We start from the raw sequence: 18,167 nt of genomic DNA on the forward strand, positions 1-18,167 counted from the left end.
AAAGGTGCAAAAAAAAGGAGCCGATTGGCTCCTTATTCGAAGATATTTTCAGGCCATTGGGCCTTAACAACCTTACCTATTATCCTGCAATGTTCATTACATTCAATTGCTTGGTATCGTGGGCTTGGATTGAGTGGTTCAAGCCACGGCCTTCCATCCTCACGAACAAATCTCTTAAATGTCACTTCTGAATCGTTAAAAATACCAGCAACGCAAAAATCACCAGCCTCAACATCCTGTTCTGGATCTATGAGGATTAGCATACCCTCAGGAAAGCTTGGCTTTACACCAGGTGGTGCGGTCATTGAGTGTCCAGAAACTTCAAGCCAAAAAGCTGAATCACTGGCTTTAACTGTAGTGGAAACCCATTCCTTTGCATCTCGCTCAGTGTAAGAGCTTACAGGACAGAAGGAACCAGCCTGAACTTCGGTTAGTAGTGGGTATTCATAAACTGAAGAATGGTTTTTTCCGTTTGCGATAGCTTCAAACATTGCTGATATTTCAGCTGCAAGCGATGGGCTGAAGTCGTCAACTTTCACACCCAGAATTTTAGCGAACTGAGCTGCATGAGTTGCATTAATTGCGTTGGTCCCATTAAGCAGTTGTGCAACGCCACTCTGACCCATACCCATCTGTTCAGCCAGCGTCTCCTGAGAGAGCCCAAGAGATTTCTTCTTGGACTCAAAAATGGCTTTAAGCCTACTGGCGTCAGCCAATTGTTCGGCGGTCAAAGGTTTCTTTTTCATTCTCATAATTTATCACCGCACGGCATATTTACCAATCACCGCTAGTGTTGACAATATTATCACTAACAGTGATACTCCTTGTGTGCATCCACGAGGAAATCTAATGAAAATTATTCCGCTATCTGAATATGTTTTGGAAAACGGCCAGGCCAAAACAGCTGAGGCTCTTGGGGTTTACCAAAGCGCCATCAGTAAAGCTCTGAAGCGCAACCGAAGAGTGAACATCCTGGTTAAGGAAGACGGGAAAATCGAGGCTGAAGAAGTTCGACCTTTTCCAAATAAATATAAACCCGCTGATCCAGACGTTGCAGTAACACCGTAACTGATGATCACGCACTTAGTAACTACCAAAGGAAAAACAAGATGGTAGAGCAAACCCTGAAAGAAGTGGTGAAAGCGATGTGTAAAGCGTATCCCGGAGGCCGTCAGGCTATGGCTGGTGCGTTGGGCATGTCAGAAACCCAATTCAACAACAACCTTTACGAGAAAAACGGTTGCCGTTTCTTTGAAGTCACCGAGTTGGAAGCGATGGAGGACATTTCCAATACGTCATTCGTTGCTGACTACTTTGCCAAGCGTCGCGGCGCACTGTTGGTGGACGTACCAAGCCTGGAAGATCTTGACCGTGTTGACTTGTTCAGCCGTGCAATGCGTACAGCAGCTGCAAGAGGTCAGGTTGATCAGATTATCCAGAAGGCGCTTGAGGATGGAGTGATTGAAAAGCATGAAGCAGAAGAGATTCTGGAACATCACCGCCGTCATCTGGCAGCGCGTGAAGAAGAAATCCGCGCGATTGTGGCCTTATTCAGCCGCCGTCAAAAGAAGTGACGCCAGCGAGTGTGCAGCTCCTGGCGTCGTGGCGTGTCGTATTCAGTGGAGAAACTAACGCATGAACAGTGTAACAACACAGTACCGCAGGTCGCAACTTATTGCTCGACCTATGCCGGGTGGAAAAGGTCCGGCGCAGTTCGTGTATGGGGTAATGGTATCCGGATGCTTTGAGCCTGTCTGCTACCAGTTTGCCGATTGGGTTGTAGGTGATTTCAACGGTCAGGCGGAGAAGGTCGAATGCGAGCACTCAACAGACGGTTCAAAGACAGCTACGGCGTCCCAGTCAGGGTTATCCGGTGGGAGCCAGAAACTCAACGGGTTATATACCTGCGCGACGGATACGAGCATGAGTGCTTCAGTCCTCTCGAACAGTTTCAGCGTAAATTCAGGGAAATAGAGGGTCCTAATGAGCCTGTTAATGACATCACGGCCAATAGTAATAAATCCTGACCTTGCATACAGCATTGGCCTGAATGAGGCGATTGCTTTGCAGCAGATTAATTACTGGCTGCAAGAAACCAAATCAGGCATGGAAAGTGATGGTGTTCGCTGGATTTACAACACGACAGAACAGTGGCTGGAGCAGTTCCCGTTCTGGTCTGAGTCAACCCTGAAGCGTACCTTCACCCGCCTGAAGACACTCGGCGTGCTCAAAATTGAGCAACTGAACAAGTCTCAACGCGACATGACCAACTTCTACACGATCAACTATGAAAGCGAGCTTTTAGATGAAGTCAAAGTGACAGAATCGAAGAGGTCAAAATGCACTGTTCCATCAGGTCAAAATGACACGATGGAAGAGGCCAAAGTGACACACTCCATCAGGTCAAAACGAACCGCTGTCATCGGGTCAAAATGCACTGATGATCCTACAGAGAATACAACAGAGAGTACTACAGAGAATAAAACCCCTTCTTGTCCGGAAGCTTCGCAACCGGACGCTTTGGTTAATCCAAATGATTTTCTGTCTCGTCATCCAACAGCTGTGGTTTTCAGTGCGGCAAAACGTCAATGGGGAACTCAGGAAGATTTAACCTGCGCAGAATGGATCTGGGGAAAGATTATCCGACTTTACGAGCAAGCCGCTGAGTCTGACGGTGAACTGGTTCGCCCTAAAGAACCTAACTGGGTTTCCTGGGCTAACGAGGTTCGTCTGATGTGCACTCAAGATAATCGCAATCACCGCCAGATCTGCGAACTGTACGGTCGTGTAAATCGCGATCCCTTCTGGTGCAAAAACATTCTCAGTCCTTCGAAGCTGCGTGAAAAATGGGATGAGTTGTCTCTGAAGTTATCAGCGTCAGCGAGCAAACATGAGGTTCGAGAGGACCCAATGTTTAAATCCAAATACGAGTGCGATACACGCATTCCTGAAGGATTCAGGGGGTAGCTATGAGCATTCTGAAAACGGTCCAGATGTTTATTGCCATGAATCCCGGCTCAACGACCAGGGACATCATCGAAGGTCTGACCCAATACAGCCAGGACCAACTTCAACTCACTGTTTGCCGACTTTATGGTTCAGAACTGGCAACACGTAAACGTGATGGCCGTCAATTCCGTTACTACGCGGAACCGCCAGCAGATTGCCACTTCGAGGTGTTTGAACCAACTCCTGAAGTCAGCGCCCTGATGGAAACGGCGAAAGGCCTGGAGTCGAAAGGTCTTTTTCACCGTGCCGCGACGATTTACATGGAGGCGTTCAGCGCATCAGCCATTGAATCAGAGAGAGCGGCAATACTGGCAGAACGTCAGCGCTGCCTTGGCCTGGCTAAACCAGCAGTTATTACCGAAGACGGATGCTATCTGGCTGGTCGATTTTCGGGAGGCCGTTAATGAACTATTCACTGATTTACGCCGATCCGCCGTGGGAATACGGGAACACCATCAGCAATGGTGCAGCGGAAAACCATTACGGCACGATGAAACTCATCGACATAAAACGTCTGCCCGTCTGGGAGCTGGCTGCGGAAGATTCCGTTCTGGCCATGTGGTTCACCGGTACACATACCCGTGAGGCGATCGAACTGGCTGAAGCATGGGGGTTTAAGGTTCGGACCATGAAGGGGTTCACCTGGGTGAAGTTCAACTCTCTGGCTGAGCAGCACATCAACAAAGCGCTTCAGGCTGGTGGAGTAGAGGACTTTTACGACTTCCTCGACCTGTTGAACGCTCAGACCCGAATGAATGGTGGTAACCATACCCGCGCCAATACCGAGGATCTGCTAATTGCCACCAGAGGGAAAGGTCTTGAGCGTCAGGACGCGAGCGTAAAGCAGGTTATTTACAGCCCACTCGGCGAACACAGCCAGAAGCCAGTAGAAGCGCGTTACCGTCTGGAGCAATTATACGGCGATGTGTCACGCATTGAGTTGTTCAGCCGCTGCGCGGCACCCGGATGGCATCACTGGGGAAATCAGGCAGAAAACCCTGATGTAATCATGTCTCCTGGTTACGTTGGTAAACCTGGTTCGCTGCTGGAGGTTGCTTATGCAGGACGTTGAAGCACGTAATGCGCTTCGTAACATCGCCAGAAGATGCAACGAGGAAATAACTGCTAAACGCAAGGCTAACCCTGGCATGAATTGTGACGAAATAGCTAGGCCAATTTTTAACGGTGCCATGGGGATGGTTAAGCAACTTGGCTTTACGCCATCTCATTTGTATATCGAAGTCGGGATTCTGAACAAGCGGATTAAGGAGCGCTGAAGTGAACAAACTTACCGTGAGACAAAGTGAAGTACTTGGTTCGATCGTGAACTATCAGCGCCGGTTCGGATTCCCTCCAACGATATGTGAACTGGCTGGGCTGATTGGTTGCTCATCACCGAACGCTGCAGCGGAGCATGTGAAGGCCATAGCGAAGAAGGGATATATCTCAGTTGCGCCTGGAGTTTCCAGAGGGATTACCGTTATTTCAGCAAACGATGAGGTAGATGCGATATCGATCATCAAGTCACTCATTAATGGTGATAGTGATTCAAGAGAACGCGCCTTGTCATGGCTGGAAGCGAGAGGTGTTCAGCAATGAAATTAACGTTGCCATTCCCGCCAACAGTTAACACCTATTACCGGTTCCCTGACCGTGGAGCGTTAAAGGGTAAGCATCTGATCAGTGAGATGGGTAGGAAGTTCAAGAAGAACGTTTATGCCTCTGTTGTGCAGCAGTACGGCGGTATACCGAAACCAGTTAACGTCAACGTTGAGGTAAACATAGTTCTTTTCCCGCCAGATAACAGACGGCGGGATCTGGACAACTACAACAAAGCGCTGTTCGACGCACTGACGAATGCCAGAGTCTGGGAAGACGACAGTCAGGTTAAACGGATGGCTATCGAGTGGGGACCGGTAGCAAAGCCCGGAAGAGTAGAAATCAATATTAATCACTATAAATAACTGATCAAACATACAGCTCACAATGCAAGCGCATATATCAGGCAGTAAAATACAGAAACACGCGTAGTGGGGTGCAGCCCGCTTCGCATTTCAAAAGTGGAGACAGAACATGCAGCAGATGAGCATAACCGTAATGTGTCCTACCCACCATGCCGCAACAACGGGGCAGCAGATCACCATGTCCAGCCGTGAGATTGCGAAACTGGTTGATTCCCGACACAGCAATGTCTGCGTAACGATAGAGCGCCTCATGAATTCCGGTGTGATTGGTGGGTATGCTGCATTGCAGTACACCCATCCCCAGAACGGGCAGACATACCATCACTACGAAGTGAACAAACGAGACAGCTATGTGATCGTTGCTCAATTATCGCCGGAGTTTACCGCCCGACTTGTTGACCGCTGGCAGGAACTGGAGAGCAACGGCGGAATAATTGTTCCCCGGTCACTTCCTGAGGCCCTGCGCCTTGCTGCTGATCTGGCAGAACAGAAGCAGCGCCTGAGTGAAGAACTGGCAGTTGCAGCACCGAAGGCCGAGTTCGTTGATCGTTATGTTACGGCTACTGGCTCAATGACTTTTCGACAGGTCGCCAAGCTGCTTAACGCCAAAGAGCCGGAGTTTGCGATGTTCCTGATTGAGAACGGCATCATGTACCGGCTTAACCGTGTTCTCACGCCAAAGAGCAAGCATATCGAAGCAGGGCGCTTTGAGGTGAAGACGGGCACGACAAACCAGACAAATTACGCGTTCAATCAGTCCCGCTTCACCGCCAAGGGTGTTCGCTGGATTGGCGGCCTGTGGGCAGAGCATATTGCTAAGGGGCAAGTAGCGTGAGGGCATTACTGACACCTGAAGTGGCACCGATGACCGGGGTAGTAATATTTCGCCCAGGCAGTGAACTGATGCATCTGTTCAGACGTGGGCGTGTTCTTATCGAGCCACAGGCAGAGTCAATGGCTGAGTTACCGTCTGGCATGCTGCCGGAGACTGCTCAGGAGCTTCAGAACGATCCGTTGATGCGTGCTGTCTTCGAAAATCAGAAGGTCATACATCGTGCTGGTGGACTCAATTCACTGGATGCTTGGCTCGAAAGAAAACTGGAATGTCAGTACCCACACAGCGAGTGGCACGATCGCAACTACACCATCACCCGGCATGCACCTGGCTCAATCCGCACGTGCTGGGGCTGTGACTTAAAAATTCGTGATCAGTTCACTGAAGGTCTGGCGGGTATAGCACGTGAAAACCTGGTATCCTGGCTACTGAAGGTCGTAAACGGCCAATTAGGTTTCAGTGAGGACCACGTTCTTACGCTGCCGGAGTTTTGCTGGTGGATGGTCAGGAACGACCTGGCTGATGAGATACCTGAAGCCTTAGCCCATAAAGCCCTTCGTCTGAAGGACGATACTTACCAGTCGGTAACACGTGAAAGCGATATTGTTCCGACATTACCTGCTCAAAAGCTGGTACAGGAGAAAGCGAAAAAGATAGTGGCGATGAAGGTAGATCCGGATACGCCGGAATCCTTCATGCTTAAACCCAAGCGTCGTCGCTGGGTGAATGAGAAATACACGAGATGGGTTAAGGCCCAGCCGTGTGTCTGCTGTAACAAGCAAGCTGACGACCCCCACCACCTGATTGGCCACGGGCAGGGTGGAATGGGTACAAAGGCACACGACCTGTTTGTGATTCCTCTGTGCAGAGAGCATCACGACGAGTTGCATGCTGATCCTGTGGCATTTGAAGCGAAACACGGTGACCAACTGGTCCTCGTGTTTCGGGTTATAGATCGTGCGCTGGCAATCGGCGTGCTTGCATGAACAGTGGAGATAACATGCGCGATATTCAGATGGTGTTAGAGCGATGGGGCGGTTGGGCATCAAGCGATAATTCAGGTGTGGATTACTCCCCGATCGCGGCAGGATTCAAGGGACTTTTACCGCAGACAAGCAAAACCCGATTGTCATGTACAGATGATGATGCGCTTATCATTGAAGGTTGCCTAGCACGGCTGAAAAGCCGAAAGCCATATGAGCATTCACTTCTTGTAGCTCACTACCTGTACGGTATCTCGAAGCGGAAGATAGCTAAAGCGCGAAAGAAGGATGAGAAACTGATACGCATCGAGATACAGATGGCCGAGGGGTTTATTGATGGCTGCCTCTCGATGCTAGAAATTCGTTTAGAGATAGACCCGGAAGTCAAAGATTGATGCTTGAAGCCCGATTACTCGGGCTTTTTCTCCACGTCTCGAACATAGAGAATTACTGCTGATTTAATGTCACCATCGACGTGTTTTGCGTTAATACTCAGATGAACAGGTTTTCTTTCCCATTCAGCTCGCTGCAACGCTTCTTTATTTCCGGATTCATCAAGGAATACATCCTGAACTACGCAGGTTAGGCGTTGGTCGGTATCGACACGGCGAACCTTAACTTTGAAGCTCTCTGGATCAGTGTTATTAACTTCTTCAATCCGGTAAATACCATCGATTCTCATTTCTGATGAGCGTCTACGAGCATTGGTAACTAACTCTTTCGCCATTTCAGAGTCAATAGTAACGCCATCAATTTGGGCGCTATCTGAACGCACAAAGGATTTAACCATCTGGGTTTTAGCGTCATACGACATACGGTCCATGTTATCGAGAAGCGGCTTTTCCGCAACCATTTCAGAAATGACCCGCAGGCGTTTAGTTTCTTGCTCGCTCATGATCTGCATAGTCCGGAGATGTTCTTTCTCTCCATCCTTAGCAATTTCTGCAAGGCGAGTATCTTTGCGGTTGTCCAAGAACCGTTTAAATACTGTTACTCCGCCCCAGATGACTGCTGCGCCGAGAACAGTAAACATGATCTCAGTTGCGTTCATTTTACCAACAAGTTCCTGTGTGAGTTTGGTTAAAAAACCATCAATGTTAATTTCTACTATTGAAGAACCTTGTTCTACCGTAACTTCAATTTCCAGGGCGTCAAGTTCTTCTTTGGTCAGTTTGCGGACGTCAGGGACACCGTACTTGGCAAGGGCATATGATTTGTTGATTTGAGCCTGCATTTCAACAAAACCCTTCATAACTGAAGGTGTAAGGGATCTGTTAAATTTCTCACCGGTTAATTTGATGGTAAGGTTTGGCCATCCATTGAAACTTAAGCTGTCAGGTAAACCATAACCATCAAGATAGCTTTCAAGCAAATCGAAGGCTTGCTGCTCAGATTCAATGTCCACATGAATCTCATCAAACTTATCCAAAAGTATGTCCTCATTCTAAGCCAACTGTCACCGTGAGGTTTGGCAACGCCTGCTTTTCTTTTAGTTTTTAGCTGTGTAGCAAGAAAATAATGGAAAAACAGATAAAAAGCACTAACGCGGTCCGCATTTTGTGGATTATTGTGTTAAGAGTGGTCACTTAGACACGTACTTAACATCATTTAAAAACCTCGCCGCAGCGGGGTTTTGTCGTATTCAGGGCTGCCAATTGGTGGCCCTTTTTATTTCCCCTCGTTCTGAGAGGACTCACAGCAATAAGAGGGGGCTTAATGTCCGATCCTGTTTCTGGCACTACGGTCGCGGCTGGTGGCCTGATGGGAGCCAGCGTATTTGGTCTCGCAACCGGTATTGATTATGGCGTGGTATTTGGCGCATTCGCTGGTGCAGTATTTTATGTAGCGACAGCGGCAAATATCACACGAGTACGATTGGTTGCTTACTTCATGACGTCATTCATTGTTGGCGTTCTTGCTGCTGGCCTGGTTGGTTCAAAGTTGTCACAAGCTACCGGGTACAGTGACAGACCATTAGACGCACTTGGTGCTGTTGTAGTGGCGGCGATGACAATCAAAGTGCTCACATTTTTCAACAGTCAGGATTTGGGAAGCCTGTTCAGTATTCTTTCGCGATTCCGTGGAGGAGGGGCCAGCAATGGTAACAAGTGATCCGTCAGCGATGGTGAATGCAGGTATTTGTGCAGTCATCGTCCTTGTCCTGATGTTCTACCAGCGTGAAGGGGCAAGACATCGTCCCGCTATATCATTGCTGGCGTACTTCGTTGTGCTGGTTTATGCCAGCGTTCCATTCCGATATCTGTTCGGCCTCTACCAGGAGTCACACTGGATGGTGGTCATCGTAAACCTTCTTATTTGCGCTGCCGTCTTATGGGCTCGTGGGAACGTGGCGCGTCTCGTTGATACGCTGAGGCATTAATGAACCAATCACAATTTCAACAGGCGGCTGGTGTAAGCGTCGGGTTAGCTACGCGCTGGTTTCCGCACATTGACGCGGCAATGAAAGAGTTCGGCATTGTTAAGCCTGAAGACCAGGCAATGTTTATTGCTCAGTCAGGACATGAATCAGCGGGATTCTCTGCGCTGGTGGAGAGCTTCAACTACACCCCAGCCGCTCTGCTGACCACCTTTGGACGCCGTATCACGAACTATCAGGCATATATGCTTGGGCGTGACAAAGAAAAAGGGCAGGCAGCAAATCAGCCAGCCATTGCAAATCTGGTGTACAGCAATCGACTCGGTAACAAAGCATCAGGCGATGGGTGGAAATATCGTGGCCGTGGCCTGATTCAGATTACCGGTCTTGATAATTACCGCCGCTGCGGAACGGGATTAAAACTGGATTTAGTCAGTAATCCTGAGTTGCTGGAAAAGGATATCAACGCAGCACGATCAGCAGCATGGTTCTACGCCACCAGCGGATGCCTGAGCTACTCCGGCGATCTGGTTCGCATCACTCAGATCATCAATGGTGGACAGAACGGCATTAACGACCGCCGTGCACGTTACGCCAAAGCAAAAACTGCACTGGTATGAGGTCGCAATGGGACTTGAAATGATTATCGGCCTGGCTGTTGCTGTGCTGGCTGCAATTGCAGGTGCTTTTGGTCTGGGTAAATCACGCGGTACTAACATCGCTGAGACAAAAGCGGACCAGCAACGCACTGAAGAACGAGCAGCAGCTACTGAAGCCGTTGCAGAACGCCGGGTAGAAACAACAAAAGGAGCCAGGGATGTACAGCAGACTGTTAATCATCTTCCTGATGACGATGTTGACCGTGAGTTGCGCGAAAACTTTACCCGCAAAACCTGAAGTAACGGACACGGCCTGTGACTGGGTGAACATCATTTACCTCACCGAGCACGATATTGCTGTGCTGGATAAGCAAACGAAGCGGGACATATTGGCGCATAACAAATCAGTGCAGGCTAACTGCAGGAAGGAGTCAGGGCGTGAACGTAGAGAACCTAAGTAACGCGCATTACATCTACAACGAGATGAAAGAGCTACAGCGACAGAAAGGTATACTGGAAAGTGGTGCTGGGCTTGGTGTGACAATCCAGTCTGCCTATCAAGATAATGCCTTTCTAGAGGCTATACGTCCGCATGCAGTAGCTGAACTTGATCGCCGTATTGAGGAAAAGAAAGCCTCGCTGGTTAAGTTGGGGCTCTCTTTCTCTTAAGATATCAGGCATTACAACAGTCTAAAGAGAGATTATTTAAGAAACGCCTTTTCCGCATCATGAAGGTAGTTTTGATAAAAAACACATCCGTGCTCAGCTATGGTTATTGGACTTTTAGAGTCAACAGATTCTCCTAAATGTTGGGCTGGTGGATTATAAGTTACCCCTCTATTATGACAAGGCACAGCCTCTATAGAACTGGGGTAAACATTTAGTTTCATTGGTCCTCCTGGAATTAAAGTAGCATTGCCATGGGCGTCTATAGTCAAAGATTCAATACTTACCATACCGCCAGGAGTGACAGGGTTAATAGTGAAACCGCCAGACACTAATTTTGATGTATCAGCAATTCCATGATGCGCAGAGTTTCTGGCCTGTTTGAGATAAATTAGCAAAGCATCTGTTGAACGAAGATGATTTGTTTTAGATGAAAATGATGGATATTTTTTGTGAAGTTCCGCCGCAACTTTTATTCTATTGAAAACATTCTCTATTCGACTTAAAAAATCACTCCAGGCTTCATCATATTCATCATAAGACTGTGCAGACTTCATGCGATCAATGCATCGCCACGCTCTATTCAGTTCTTTTTTAGCTGGATTTAGATCCATTTTACCCACCATTTTTTTTACATTTATGAACTTAAAATAGCGCCTCTTAGATGTCCACTCAATGGAGAAATTATGCAGGTCACTATCGACGGTGTCCCGCATGCACCCGTTGTCACGACTTTATCGTAGATCGGCATTGCTCTATAGACGCACAACCGTCTCCGGACGGTTTTTTATTGCCATCAACACGGGCATTACAGCAGGCATTCACTGAGTGCCTGCGATAATGCATGACTCCTGGAGGTTACCGATGAATAACGCTGTTGAAATTGGTGAAAAGGGTGTAACGGTTCACCTTGCTGGTGGTGGTCGTGTTGTTGTTGGTAATTGGGGTAACGGCACCAGTACAGCGGCAAATCCACTACCACCTCTTACACCAGACGAAGAAAAATATGGACGCGGTCTTTGCCTGCTGCCTACTGGTTGGGAGGAGCTTAGTGTTGGTGAACACTGGCAAAACCACTTAAGCGATTCCTTGCGTCAATTGTGGCCATCGTTCAACAGGGAACAGAAAATGGCTATAGCCTACACCATCAGTGAGCTGTCAGATGAGCTGACCAACATCTCATACGAACACTCCTGGTAGTACCACCGAAGCGCATCGCACGCGCATATCGAAGAGAGTCTTTCAGTAGTGAGTCTGGGTGATGCCGTTAGGTTGCGTTTACCTCTCGGGCGGCATTGCCGTGCGACAGGCTCACGTCTAAAAGGAAACGCACATGAAGTATCAGCTCGCAAAATTGTATCGCGGTGATCGTTTCTTCGGGTATGGAATAGCAGTAGGTGGCTTGCTTATTGATGGTCAGGTTTCAACGGTGGTAGAAACTGCGCCAAACGAAATGCCGAAAGTAATTGCGACATTTAATCTCAGCAATGAACATTCCGAAAAACAACCACGAATTGATTTAGATAATCCCAGCGCTTCTACCGAACTTAACGTTGTAATCCATCCAGATAAGCCATTAACCATCGAGCAGGCAGACGAACTACGAGATTTAGTAAAAGACTTTGTTGCCAAACATAATCTCTCTGATGGTGGTTTATGGAAGTATTAATAAACGGGGTACGTTTTATATCAGAAGGCGATAATAAAGTACGTATTGGGATAGCAATCACAACCCATAATCGTCATGAAGTGCTTAAGCGTGCCATTGAGCAGCACATGAAGCATCTTCCATCTGGTGCGCTGGTGGTTGTGATAGACGATGGATCAAGTCCTGCTGCAATAGTTCCTGATGGGGTTAAGTTGGTACGCCATGAGCAATCACGCGGCATTGTAGCTTCCAAGAACGCCAGCCTGACAGCGCTGGTGGACGCAGGGTGTGAGCATCTTTTCCTGTGGGATGATGATGCATGGCCAATAGCTGATAATTGGCATCTACCCTACATCGAGTCACTAGAGCCCCATCTGGCTTATCAGTTTCTTGACCTCGCTGGCCCACGAAAGATTAACGATATGACTGTCCTGTACAGGGATGATAAGCATATCGCTTACACAGGGCAGCGCGGTGTAATGCTGTATTACCACCGCAGCGCCATTGATAAGGTTGGCGGCTTTGATCCGGTATACGGTCGTGGCATGTACGAACATCCCGATCTGGCGCTTCGTATTCACAACGCAGGCTTATCGACATGGGCCTTCGCTGATGTGGTTGGCTCTGAAAAGCTGATTCACTCAATGGACGAGTATGAAGAAGGCGCCCGTTCAATTCCACGGCCTGAGCGTGAAGCGTTAGCAAAAGCTAATGCTGTTATTTATAGCGAACGACGCGATAACGGGTACACCGCATACGTTCCGTTCAGGAAACAGCGCAATGTGGTGATTACGGCATTGCTGACTAGCCAGAATGATCCACAACGTCAGAGAAGGATGAAAGCATCTGCTGAGTTTGTTCAGGGATGGGCATCGTCTGTTCGTGGTGCTGATGCAGTGGTACTAGCCGACGAACTGGAAACAGCACCGAGAGGAGCAAGCATCGTACGGGTGCCAACTCTCTCGATGAGTCCTTACTTTGCACGCTGGCTCTATACCTATCAGTACTTACGTGCCAATCCTGATATTACCAACGTCTGGTGTACTGATGGTACCGATGTTGAGATGCTTAGAGAGCCATGGGCAGAAATGCAGCCGGGTAAAATATATGTTGGGTCTGAGCATAAAACGTATTCCGATGGATGGATGAAGGCCAATCACCATGGAAAAGCATATAGCGACTTCATCGAGCAGCATCGTGATGAACCGCTGTTGAATGCAGGTCTGTTAGGTGGAAGTAGAACAGATGTGATGGAGTTTGCTCACCTTATCATCCGTCAGCACTACCTGATTGAAAGCCACCGATTCTGGAAGATGGAGACTGCACCCGCCACGCTGGTGGATATGGGCGCTTTTGGAATGGCTGCAAAGTCATTCGGTAATAGAATCGTTACCGGCCCTCTGGTGCATACCATCTTTAAAACGGACGGTTTCGGTAAGGAGTTAGCGTGGTGGAAACACAAGTGAAGTTTGCAGTTATCGGACACCATTCCCGATATAAGCAGGTATCGCGTCTTGCTGAACTTCTCGGTGATGTACTGCTGATTGATAGCGGAGACCATGGCGCAAACTGGAATCATCGCCGCGCGCTTGAATGGGCATCATGGCAGGATTGCCGGGTAGTAATTATCGAAGATGACGCGTTGCCCGTTTCAGATTTCGTTGAGCGGGTTAGTGAATGGCTTAACCGCTTCCCGGAAACGCTGGTTAGTTTTTACCTGGGCACAGGCCGCCCACCTCAATATCAAATGCAAATAGCCGAACGGCTGATAGTTGCTGATAAGACTCGGGCAGACTTCATCATGTTGCCGCGACTGATACACGGGGTTTGCTATAGCGTACCGCATCAGCATATTGATCGCGTGTTGTCTCGATGGGACAGCGGCAAGCCTGCCGATTATGCCGTTGGTGATGCCTATGGCGGCGCTGTGGTTTATCCGTGTTACTCGCTGGTGGACCATGCTGACGGCGAACCGGTGGAGCGTCACCCTGATTCATCGCCACGAACAGAACGCCGCCGGGCGTGGAGGTTAGCCTGATGCCTGCGTTAATACCGAGAGCATGTCGCAAGCGTGGCTGCCCTTGCACAACCACAGACCGCTCAGGCTATTGTCCCAAGCACTTTAACGAAGGCTGGCAGCAGCATCAGCGAGGACAGAGTAGGCATCAGCGAGGTTATGGCAGCAAGTGGGACAGGCTGCGCCAAATAGTTCTCGACAGAGATAAACACCTTTGTCAGGAATGCCTGCGAAATGGAAGGTATACGCCCGCTGAGACGGTGGACCACATCACCGCCAAAGCAAATGGGGGGACCGATGACCTGTCCAACCTCGAAAGCCTCTGCAAGCCTTGCCACAGAGCGAAGACAGCGGTCGAAAGGTTAAAATGACATCGATTCTCATTTGAGTCGACCGAGGTGGAGGGTGGGTTGAAAGTTCAGGAACGACGCGCCAAAGGACCGCCGCCTAACCTCTTTTCACATCGCCGCAGGTTAGAAAACTTTTTTATGGGGTCCCCCATTCGATGATTAATAGGAGTTTTCGATTATGTCTGGACCACCGAAAACCCCGACACATCTACGTTTGGTGAGGGGTAACCCATCAAAACGACCGATCAATGAAAACGAACCAAAGCCTGCTGCTGGGGTACCCCCAACACCGAAGCATTTCGACAAGCAGGGGAAATACTGGTTCAAGCGTATGGCCGAAGAGCTCGATGCGCTTGGCGTCATGTCGCAGCTGGACGCGAGAGCACTTGAGCTACTAGTTGAGGTATACACCGAGTACCGGCATCACTGCGATACGCTGGAGAGAGAAGGCTACACCTACGCCGTATATAGCGACGAAGATCCAGACGAAGGCAAAGAGCGAGAAATACGCATGATCAAGGCTCACCCGGCCGCCATCATGAAAGCTGACGCCTGGAAACGTCTTCGCGCCATGCTCGGTGAGTTTGGCATGACGCCAGCCAGCCGCTCTAAGGTGAATGCAAAAGGTCCTGACGTGGTTGACCCGCTGACCGAGTTTATGAAAGCGAGGGATTAATGGCTAAGGTTGCAGAAGGCATCCGCTACGCCGAGAGGGTAGTGGCGGGGGAAATTATTGCCTGTGAGTATGTGCGCCTTGCCTGTCAGCGTTTTCTTGACGATCTGGCAAACGGCGAAGAGCGTGGAATTTTCTTCAGTGAGCCGCGCGCGCAGCACATTCTGAATTTCTATAATTTTGTGCCTCACGTAAAAGGCGCGCTGGCAGGCCAGCCTATTGAGCTGATGGACTGGCATGTTTTCATACTGATTAATATTTTTGGTTTTGTTATCCCGCTGGTTAATGAGGAAACAGGGGAAACCGTCCTGCGTAATGACGGCAGCGGTCGTCCAGTAATGGTTCGGCGCTTCCGTACGGCTGATGTTGAGGTGGCCCGTAAAAATGCCAAATCAACACTGTGCTCTGGCGTGGGGTTATATATGGCTGGTGCCGACGGCGAGGGCGGGGCGGAGGTTTATTCCGCTGCAACCACCCGTGACCAGGCGCGAATTGTTTTTGAAGACGCGAAGAATATGGTCAAGAAGGCAAAAGCCACTCTTGGGCGGATCTTCGAATTCAACAAGCTCGCTATCTACCAGGAGCAAACGGCCTCCAAGTTTGAGCCATTATCATCAGATGCGAACAACCTCGACGGCCTGAACATTCACTGCGCCATCGTTGACGAGCTGCATGCTCACAAAACCCGCGACGTATGGGACGTTCTGGAGACGGCAACCGGCGCGCGTCTGCAATCTCTGCTTTTTGGTATCACTACCGCTGGCTTCAACAAAGAAGGCATCTGCTACGAACTGCGTGATTACGCCATCAAGGTGCTGCGCGGGCTGGTAAAAGACGATACGTTTTTTGCCATCATCTACACGTTAGACGAAGGTGACGATCCCTTTGATGAAAAAGTCTGGCAGAAGGCGAATCCGGGGCTGGGTATCTGTAAGCGTTGGGATGACCTGCGCCGCCTGGCTAAAAAGGCGAAAGAACAGGTTTCCGCCAGGATTAACTTTTTCACCAAGCACATGAATATCTGGGTTACTGCTGAGTCTGCCTGGATGGACATGATGAAATGGGAGAAATGCGAGTTTATCGCCCCGCAGCACGAGCTTAAAACCTATCCCTCCTGGGTGGGCGTTGACCTTTCAAACAAAATTGATATCTGTGCGGCCGCTAAAGTCTGGCGCGCTCCGGATGGTCATGTCCATGCAGATTTTAAATTCTGGCTGCCGGAGGGACGCCTTGAGAAATGTTCACGCCAGATGGCAGAGCTCTATCGTAAGTGGGCCGAGATGGACAAGCTGATCCTTACCGACGGGGATGTAATCGACCATGCTCAGATTAAGGAAGAGCTGCAGGTATGGGTTGCTGGCGAGAGTCTGAAAGAAATTGGTTTCGATCCCTGGAGTGCTACGCAGTTCAGCCTTGCGCTGGCAGAAGAAGGGTTGCCGTTGGTGGAGGTGCCGCAGACGGTTCGCAATTTCTCTGAAGCGATGAAGGAGGTCGAAGCACTGGTATATGGTGGCCGCTTCCATCACAGCGATCACCCGGTAATGAACTGGATGATGTCCAACATAACCGTCAAACCTGACCGGAACGAGAACATTTTCCCGAACAAGTCCACACCAGAGGCCAAGATTGATGGCCCAGCGGCATTGTTCACAGCAATGAGCCGCGTTCTGGTTAACGGTGGCAACGACCAGCAAGATCTTTCCGGATTCTTCAATAATCCCATCATGGTAGGTTTCTGATGAAAAAAAACAAACAGCCAGGCAGGGTGAAAAGCGCTCTGCTTAACTGGCTCGGTGTGCCTATCAGCCTCACTACCGGCACGTTCTGGGAGGAATGGTTTGGTACCAGCAGCAGCGGAAAGGTGGTAACGGCCGATAAAGCCATCCAGCTATCGGCTGTGTGGGCATGCGTAAGGCTGTTAAGCGAGTCTATTTCAACCCTTCCGCTGAAAATATACATTCGACAGCCTGACGGTTCACGAAAAGCAGCAACCGATCACCCGGCCTATTCGATACTGTGCCGCCGTCCCAATTCAGAAATGACGCCATCACGCTTTATGTTGATGGTGGTCGCCAGTATCTGCCTGCGCGGGAACGCCTTCATTGAGAAGAAATTTATCGCAAATCGCCTGGTTTCGCTGGTGCCTTTGCTGCCGCAGAACATGGTGGTTAAACGTCTCACTTCCGGGGCGCTGGAATACAAATACACTGAAAACGGTAGCGAGCGCGTCATTTCCGTCAAAAACATCATGCACATTCGCGGGTTCGGTCTGGACGGTGTTTGCGGCATGATGCCGATGAAAACCGGACGGGATGTGATCGGTTCAGCAATGGCGGTTGAGGAGTCTGCTGCGAAGATATTTGAACAGGGGCTTCAGAGTTCAGGTTTTCTCTCCGCTGATAATGCGCTGAGTGACGAACAACGTGAAAGACTTCGCAGCTACATGGCTGCATTTACCGGTTCAAAAAACGCCGGGAAAATTATGGTACTTGAAGGCGGATTGAAGTATCAGGGCGTTACCATGAATCCGGAAGACGCCCAGATGCTGGAAAGCCGCTCTTTCAGTATTGAGGAAATCTGCCGCTGGTTTCGTGTACCTCCTTTCATGGTTGGCCACACCACGAAACAAAGCAGCTGGGCATCCAGCCTTGAGGGTATGAACCTGCAGTTCCTGACTCATACTCTTCGACCGCTGCTGGTGAATATTGAGCAGGAAATTGGCCGGTGCTTACTCGACAGCGATGACGAAGTGTTTGCAGAATTCTCTGTTGAAGGTCTACTGCGAGCCGATAGTGCTGGTCGCGCGGCATACTATACCAGCGCGCTTCAGAATGGCTGGATGTCCCGTAATGACGTTCGTCGTCTTGAGAACATGCCGCCAATTGAAGGGGGCAATATTTACACCGTTCAGCTCAACCTGACGCAACTGAAAAATCTCGAAAGCAGCAACCCTGCTGTTCAGGCACTGGCCCTGCGAGAGCTGCATAACCACGTATTCCCCGATATTTCCTTTGAACAATCTCCGCTGAAACAGGCCGCTTAGGAG

Annotated in this window: 30 protein-coding genes; 26 read left to right on the top strand and 4 right to left on the bottom strand. The window is 49.5% G+C overall.

The features are described from left to right. Positions 1 to 32: 32 nt before the first annotated feature. A complete protein-coding gene (locus tag OGW16_RS15345; RefSeq protein WP_047416133.1) occupies positions 33 to 752 on the bottom strand; it encodes a LexA family protein in 720 nt (239 codons plus the stop codon). Between the two features lie 97 nt (positions 753 to 849). On the opposite strand from OGW16_RS15345, the gene OGW16_RS15350 reads away from it, so the two are divergent. Together OGW16_RS15350 and OGW16_RS15355 are read left to right on the top strand one after the other, a co-directional pair. Beyond that, positions 850 to 1,068 (top strand): Cro/CI family transcriptional regulator, encoded by a 219-nt coding sequence (locus tag OGW16_RS15350; protein WP_047416137.1) that lies wholly within the window; start codon positions 850 to 852, stop codon positions 1,066 to 1,068. A 41-nt stretch (positions 1,069 to 1,109) separates the two neighbouring features. Further along, positions 1,110 to 1,574: a YmfL family putative regulatory protein gene (locus OGW16_RS15355; RefSeq protein ID WP_049002095.1), complete on the top strand. Its 465-nt coding sequence runs from the start codon at positions 1,110 to 1,112 to the stop codon at positions 1,572 to 1,574. Positions 1,575 to 1,796: 222 nt separating this feature from the next. Here OGW16_RS15355 and OGW16_RS26475 read toward each other — a convergent pair whose 3' ends face one another. After that, complete coding sequence (locus tag OGW16_RS26475; protein WP_414446572.1) at positions 1,797 to 1,925, bottom strand: hypothetical protein; 129 nt, start codon at positions 1,923 to 1,925, stop codon at positions 1,797 to 1,799. Here OGW16_RS26475 and OGW16_RS15360 point away from each other — a divergent pair. The 10 genes from OGW16_RS15360 to OGW16_RS15405 all read left to right on the top strand — a co-directional run bounded on the left by OGW16_RS15360 (position 1,869) and on the right by OGW16_RS15405 (position 7,186). Beyond that, positions 1,869 to 2,027: a DUF4222 domain-containing protein gene (locus OGW16_RS15360; RefSeq protein ID WP_249974438.1), complete on the top strand. Its 159-nt coding sequence runs from the start codon at positions 1,869 to 1,871 to the stop codon at positions 2,025 to 2,027. The two genes, OGW16_RS26475 and OGW16_RS15360, sit on opposite strands and share 57 nt — an antisense overlap. Continuing rightward, the gene (locus OGW16_RS15365; RefSeq protein WP_286518588.1) at positions 1,984 to 2,967 is read left to right on the top strand and encodes a phage replication protein O; all 984 of its coding nucleotides are present in this window, start codon (positions 1,984 to 1,986) and stop codon (positions 2,965 to 2,967) included. Before OGW16_RS15360 ends, OGW16_RS15365 begins: the two co-directional genes overlap by 44 nt. A gap of 2 nt (positions 2,968 to 2,969) precedes the next feature. Beyond that, positions 2,970 to 3,413, top strand: a complete 444-nt coding sequence (locus OGW16_RS15370; RefSeq protein WP_284306406.1) for a hypothetical protein — start codon at positions 2,970 to 2,972, stop codon at positions 3,411 to 3,413. Next, on the top strand, positions 3,413 to 4,081 hold the full coding sequence (locus tag OGW16_RS15375; RefSeq protein ID WP_286518589.1) for an MT-A70 family methyltransferase: 669 nt from the start codon (positions 3,413 to 3,415) through the stop codon (positions 4,079 to 4,081). Before OGW16_RS15370 ends, OGW16_RS15375 begins: the two co-directional genes overlap by 1 nt. Further along, positions 4,068 to 4,286 carry a hypothetical protein gene (locus OGW16_RS15380; RefSeq protein WP_286518590.1) on the top strand — a complete coding sequence of 73 codons (219 nt, stop codon included), beginning with the start codon at positions 4,068 to 4,070 and terminating at the stop codon, positions 4,284 to 4,286. Before OGW16_RS15375 ends, OGW16_RS15380 begins: the two co-directional genes overlap by 14 nt. 1 nt (position 4,287) lies before the next feature. Then, complete coding sequence (locus OGW16_RS15385) at positions 4,288 to 4,608, top strand: LexA family protein (RefSeq protein ID WP_009364418.1); 321 nt, start codon at positions 4,288 to 4,290, stop codon at positions 4,606 to 4,608. Further along, positions 4,605 to 4,973 (top strand): RusA family crossover junction endodeoxyribonuclease, encoded by a 369-nt coding sequence (locus tag OGW16_RS15390; RefSeq protein ID WP_286518591.1) that lies wholly within the window; start codon positions 4,605 to 4,607, stop codon positions 4,971 to 4,973. Before OGW16_RS15385 ends, OGW16_RS15390 begins: the two co-directional genes overlap by 4 nt. Positions 4,974 to 5,091: 118 nt before the next feature. Next, on the top strand, positions 5,092 to 5,808 hold the full coding sequence (locus tag OGW16_RS15395) for a phage antirepressor KilAC domain-containing protein (protein ID WP_286518592.1): 717 nt from the start codon (positions 5,092 to 5,094) through the stop codon (positions 5,806 to 5,808). Beyond that, entirely contained in the window at positions 5,805 to 6,794 is a 990-nt protein-coding gene (locus tag OGW16_RS15400; RefSeq protein ID WP_286518593.1) for a DUF968 domain-containing protein, read from the top strand. The genes OGW16_RS15395 and OGW16_RS15400 overlap by 4 nt, the downstream gene beginning before the upstream one ends. Positions 6,795 to 6,808: 14 nt before the next feature. After that, positions 6,809 to 7,186 (top strand): antiterminator Q family protein, encoded by a 378-nt coding sequence (locus OGW16_RS15405; protein WP_286518594.1) that lies wholly within the window; start codon positions 6,809 to 6,811, stop codon positions 7,184 to 7,186. Positions 7,187 to 7,200: 14 nt separating this feature from the next. Here OGW16_RS15405 and OGW16_RS15410 read toward each other — a convergent pair whose 3' ends face one another. Then, positions 7,201 to 8,220 (bottom strand): hypothetical protein, encoded by a 1,020-nt coding sequence (locus OGW16_RS15410; RefSeq protein WP_008323294.1) that lies wholly within the window; start codon positions 8,218 to 8,220, stop codon positions 7,201 to 7,203. Between the two features lie 287 nt (positions 8,221 to 8,507). On the opposite strand from OGW16_RS15410, the gene OGW16_RS15415 reads away from it, so the two are divergent. Genes OGW16_RS15415 through OGW16_RS15440 form a run of 6 tightly spaced genes read left to right on the top strand, consistent with a single transcriptional unit; the run spans position 8,508 to position 10,436 of the window. Beyond that, entirely contained in the window at positions 8,508 to 8,903 is a 396-nt protein-coding gene (locus tag OGW16_RS15415) for a phage holin family protein (protein ID WP_104651417.1), read from the top strand. Continuing rightward, positions 8,890 to 9,171: a phage holin family protein gene (locus OGW16_RS15420; RefSeq protein ID WP_008323297.1), complete on the top strand. Its 282-nt coding sequence runs from the start codon at positions 8,890 to 8,892 to the stop codon at positions 9,169 to 9,171. Before OGW16_RS15415 ends, OGW16_RS15420 begins: the two co-directional genes overlap by 14 nt. Further along, on the top strand, positions 9,171 to 9,788 hold the full coding sequence (locus OGW16_RS15425; protein WP_286518595.1) for a glycoside hydrolase family 19 protein: 618 nt from the start codon (positions 9,171 to 9,173) through the stop codon (positions 9,786 to 9,788). The genes OGW16_RS15420 and OGW16_RS15425 overlap by 1 nt, the downstream gene beginning before the upstream one ends. Before the next feature lie 7 nt (positions 9,789 to 9,795). Further along, complete coding sequence (locus OGW16_RS15430) at positions 9,796 to 10,065, top strand: hypothetical protein (RefSeq protein WP_286518596.1); 270 nt, start codon at positions 9,796 to 9,798, stop codon at positions 10,063 to 10,065. Further along, positions 10,022 to 10,228 (top strand): hypothetical protein, encoded by a 207-nt coding sequence (locus OGW16_RS15435; protein WP_104651450.1) that lies wholly within the window; start codon positions 10,022 to 10,024, stop codon positions 10,226 to 10,228. The genes OGW16_RS15430 and OGW16_RS15435 overlap by 44 nt, the downstream gene beginning before the upstream one ends. After that, entirely contained in the window at positions 10,206 to 10,436 is a 231-nt protein-coding gene (locus OGW16_RS15440; protein WP_286518597.1) for a hypothetical protein, read from the top strand. The genes OGW16_RS15435 and OGW16_RS15440 overlap by 23 nt, the downstream gene beginning before the upstream one ends. Before the next feature lie 32 nt (positions 10,437 to 10,468). Here OGW16_RS15440 and OGW16_RS15445 read toward each other — a convergent pair whose 3' ends face one another. After that, on the bottom strand, positions 10,469 to 11,047 hold the full coding sequence (locus tag OGW16_RS15445; RefSeq protein ID WP_174329911.1) for a hypothetical protein: 579 nt from the start codon (positions 11,045 to 11,047) through the stop codon (positions 10,469 to 10,471). 250 nt (positions 11,048 to 11,297) lie between these two features. Here OGW16_RS15445 and OGW16_RS15450 point away from each other — a divergent pair, with 250 nt between their 5' ends. The 8 genes from OGW16_RS15450 to OGW16_RS15485 all read left to right on the top strand — a co-directional run bounded on the left by OGW16_RS15450 (position 11,298) and on the right by OGW16_RS15485 (position 18,164). Next, on the top strand, positions 11,298 to 11,633 hold the full coding sequence (locus OGW16_RS15450; protein ID WP_279654313.1) for a hypothetical protein: 336 nt from the start codon (positions 11,298 to 11,300) through the stop codon (positions 11,631 to 11,633). Between the two features lie 133 nt (positions 11,634 to 11,766). After that, positions 11,767 to 12,102, top strand: a complete 336-nt coding sequence (locus OGW16_RS15455; protein WP_069891564.1) for a hypothetical protein — start codon at positions 11,767 to 11,769, stop codon at positions 12,100 to 12,102. After that, complete coding sequence (locus OGW16_RS15460; protein ID WP_286518598.1) at positions 12,090 to 13,547, top strand: glycosyltransferase family 2 protein; 1,458 nt, start codon at positions 12,090 to 12,092, stop codon at positions 13,545 to 13,547. The genes OGW16_RS15455 and OGW16_RS15460 overlap by 13 nt, the downstream gene beginning before the upstream one ends. Continuing rightward, positions 13,529 to 14,119, top strand: a complete 591-nt coding sequence (locus tag OGW16_RS15465) for a hypothetical protein (RefSeq protein WP_502873972.1) — start codon at positions 13,529 to 13,531, stop codon at positions 14,117 to 14,119. Before OGW16_RS15460 ends, OGW16_RS15465 begins: the two co-directional genes overlap by 19 nt. Next, a complete protein-coding gene (locus OGW16_RS15470) occupies positions 14,119 to 14,469 on the top strand; it encodes an HNH endonuclease (protein WP_502873973.1) in 351 nt (116 codons plus the stop codon). The genes OGW16_RS15465 and OGW16_RS15470 overlap by 1 nt, the downstream gene beginning before the upstream one ends. A 157-nt stretch (positions 14,470 to 14,626) precedes the next feature. Then, complete coding sequence (locus OGW16_RS15475; protein WP_096879232.1) at positions 14,627 to 15,124, top strand: phage terminase small subunit P27 family; 498 nt, start codon at positions 14,627 to 14,629, stop codon at positions 15,122 to 15,124. Beyond that, positions 15,124 to 16,860, top strand: coding sequence for a terminase large subunit (locus OGW16_RS15480; RefSeq protein WP_241177107.1), 1,737 nt, complete (start codon positions 15,124 to 15,126; stop codon positions 16,858 to 16,860). The genes OGW16_RS15475 and OGW16_RS15480 overlap by 1 nt, the downstream gene beginning before the upstream one ends. Next, the gene (locus tag OGW16_RS15485; protein ID WP_241177108.1) at positions 16,860 to 18,164 is read left to right on the top strand and encodes a phage portal protein; all 1,305 of its coding nucleotides are present in this window, start codon (positions 16,860 to 16,862) and stop codon (positions 18,162 to 18,164) included. Before OGW16_RS15480 ends, OGW16_RS15485 begins: the two co-directional genes overlap by 1 nt. Positions 18,165 to 18,167 lie beyond the last annotated feature (3 nt).

Source organism: Citrobacter sp. Ce104 (genome assembly GCF_030334595.1).
GTDB lineage: Bacteria > Pseudomonadota > Gammaproteobacteria > Enterobacterales > Enterobacteriaceae > Citrobacter > Citrobacter europaeus.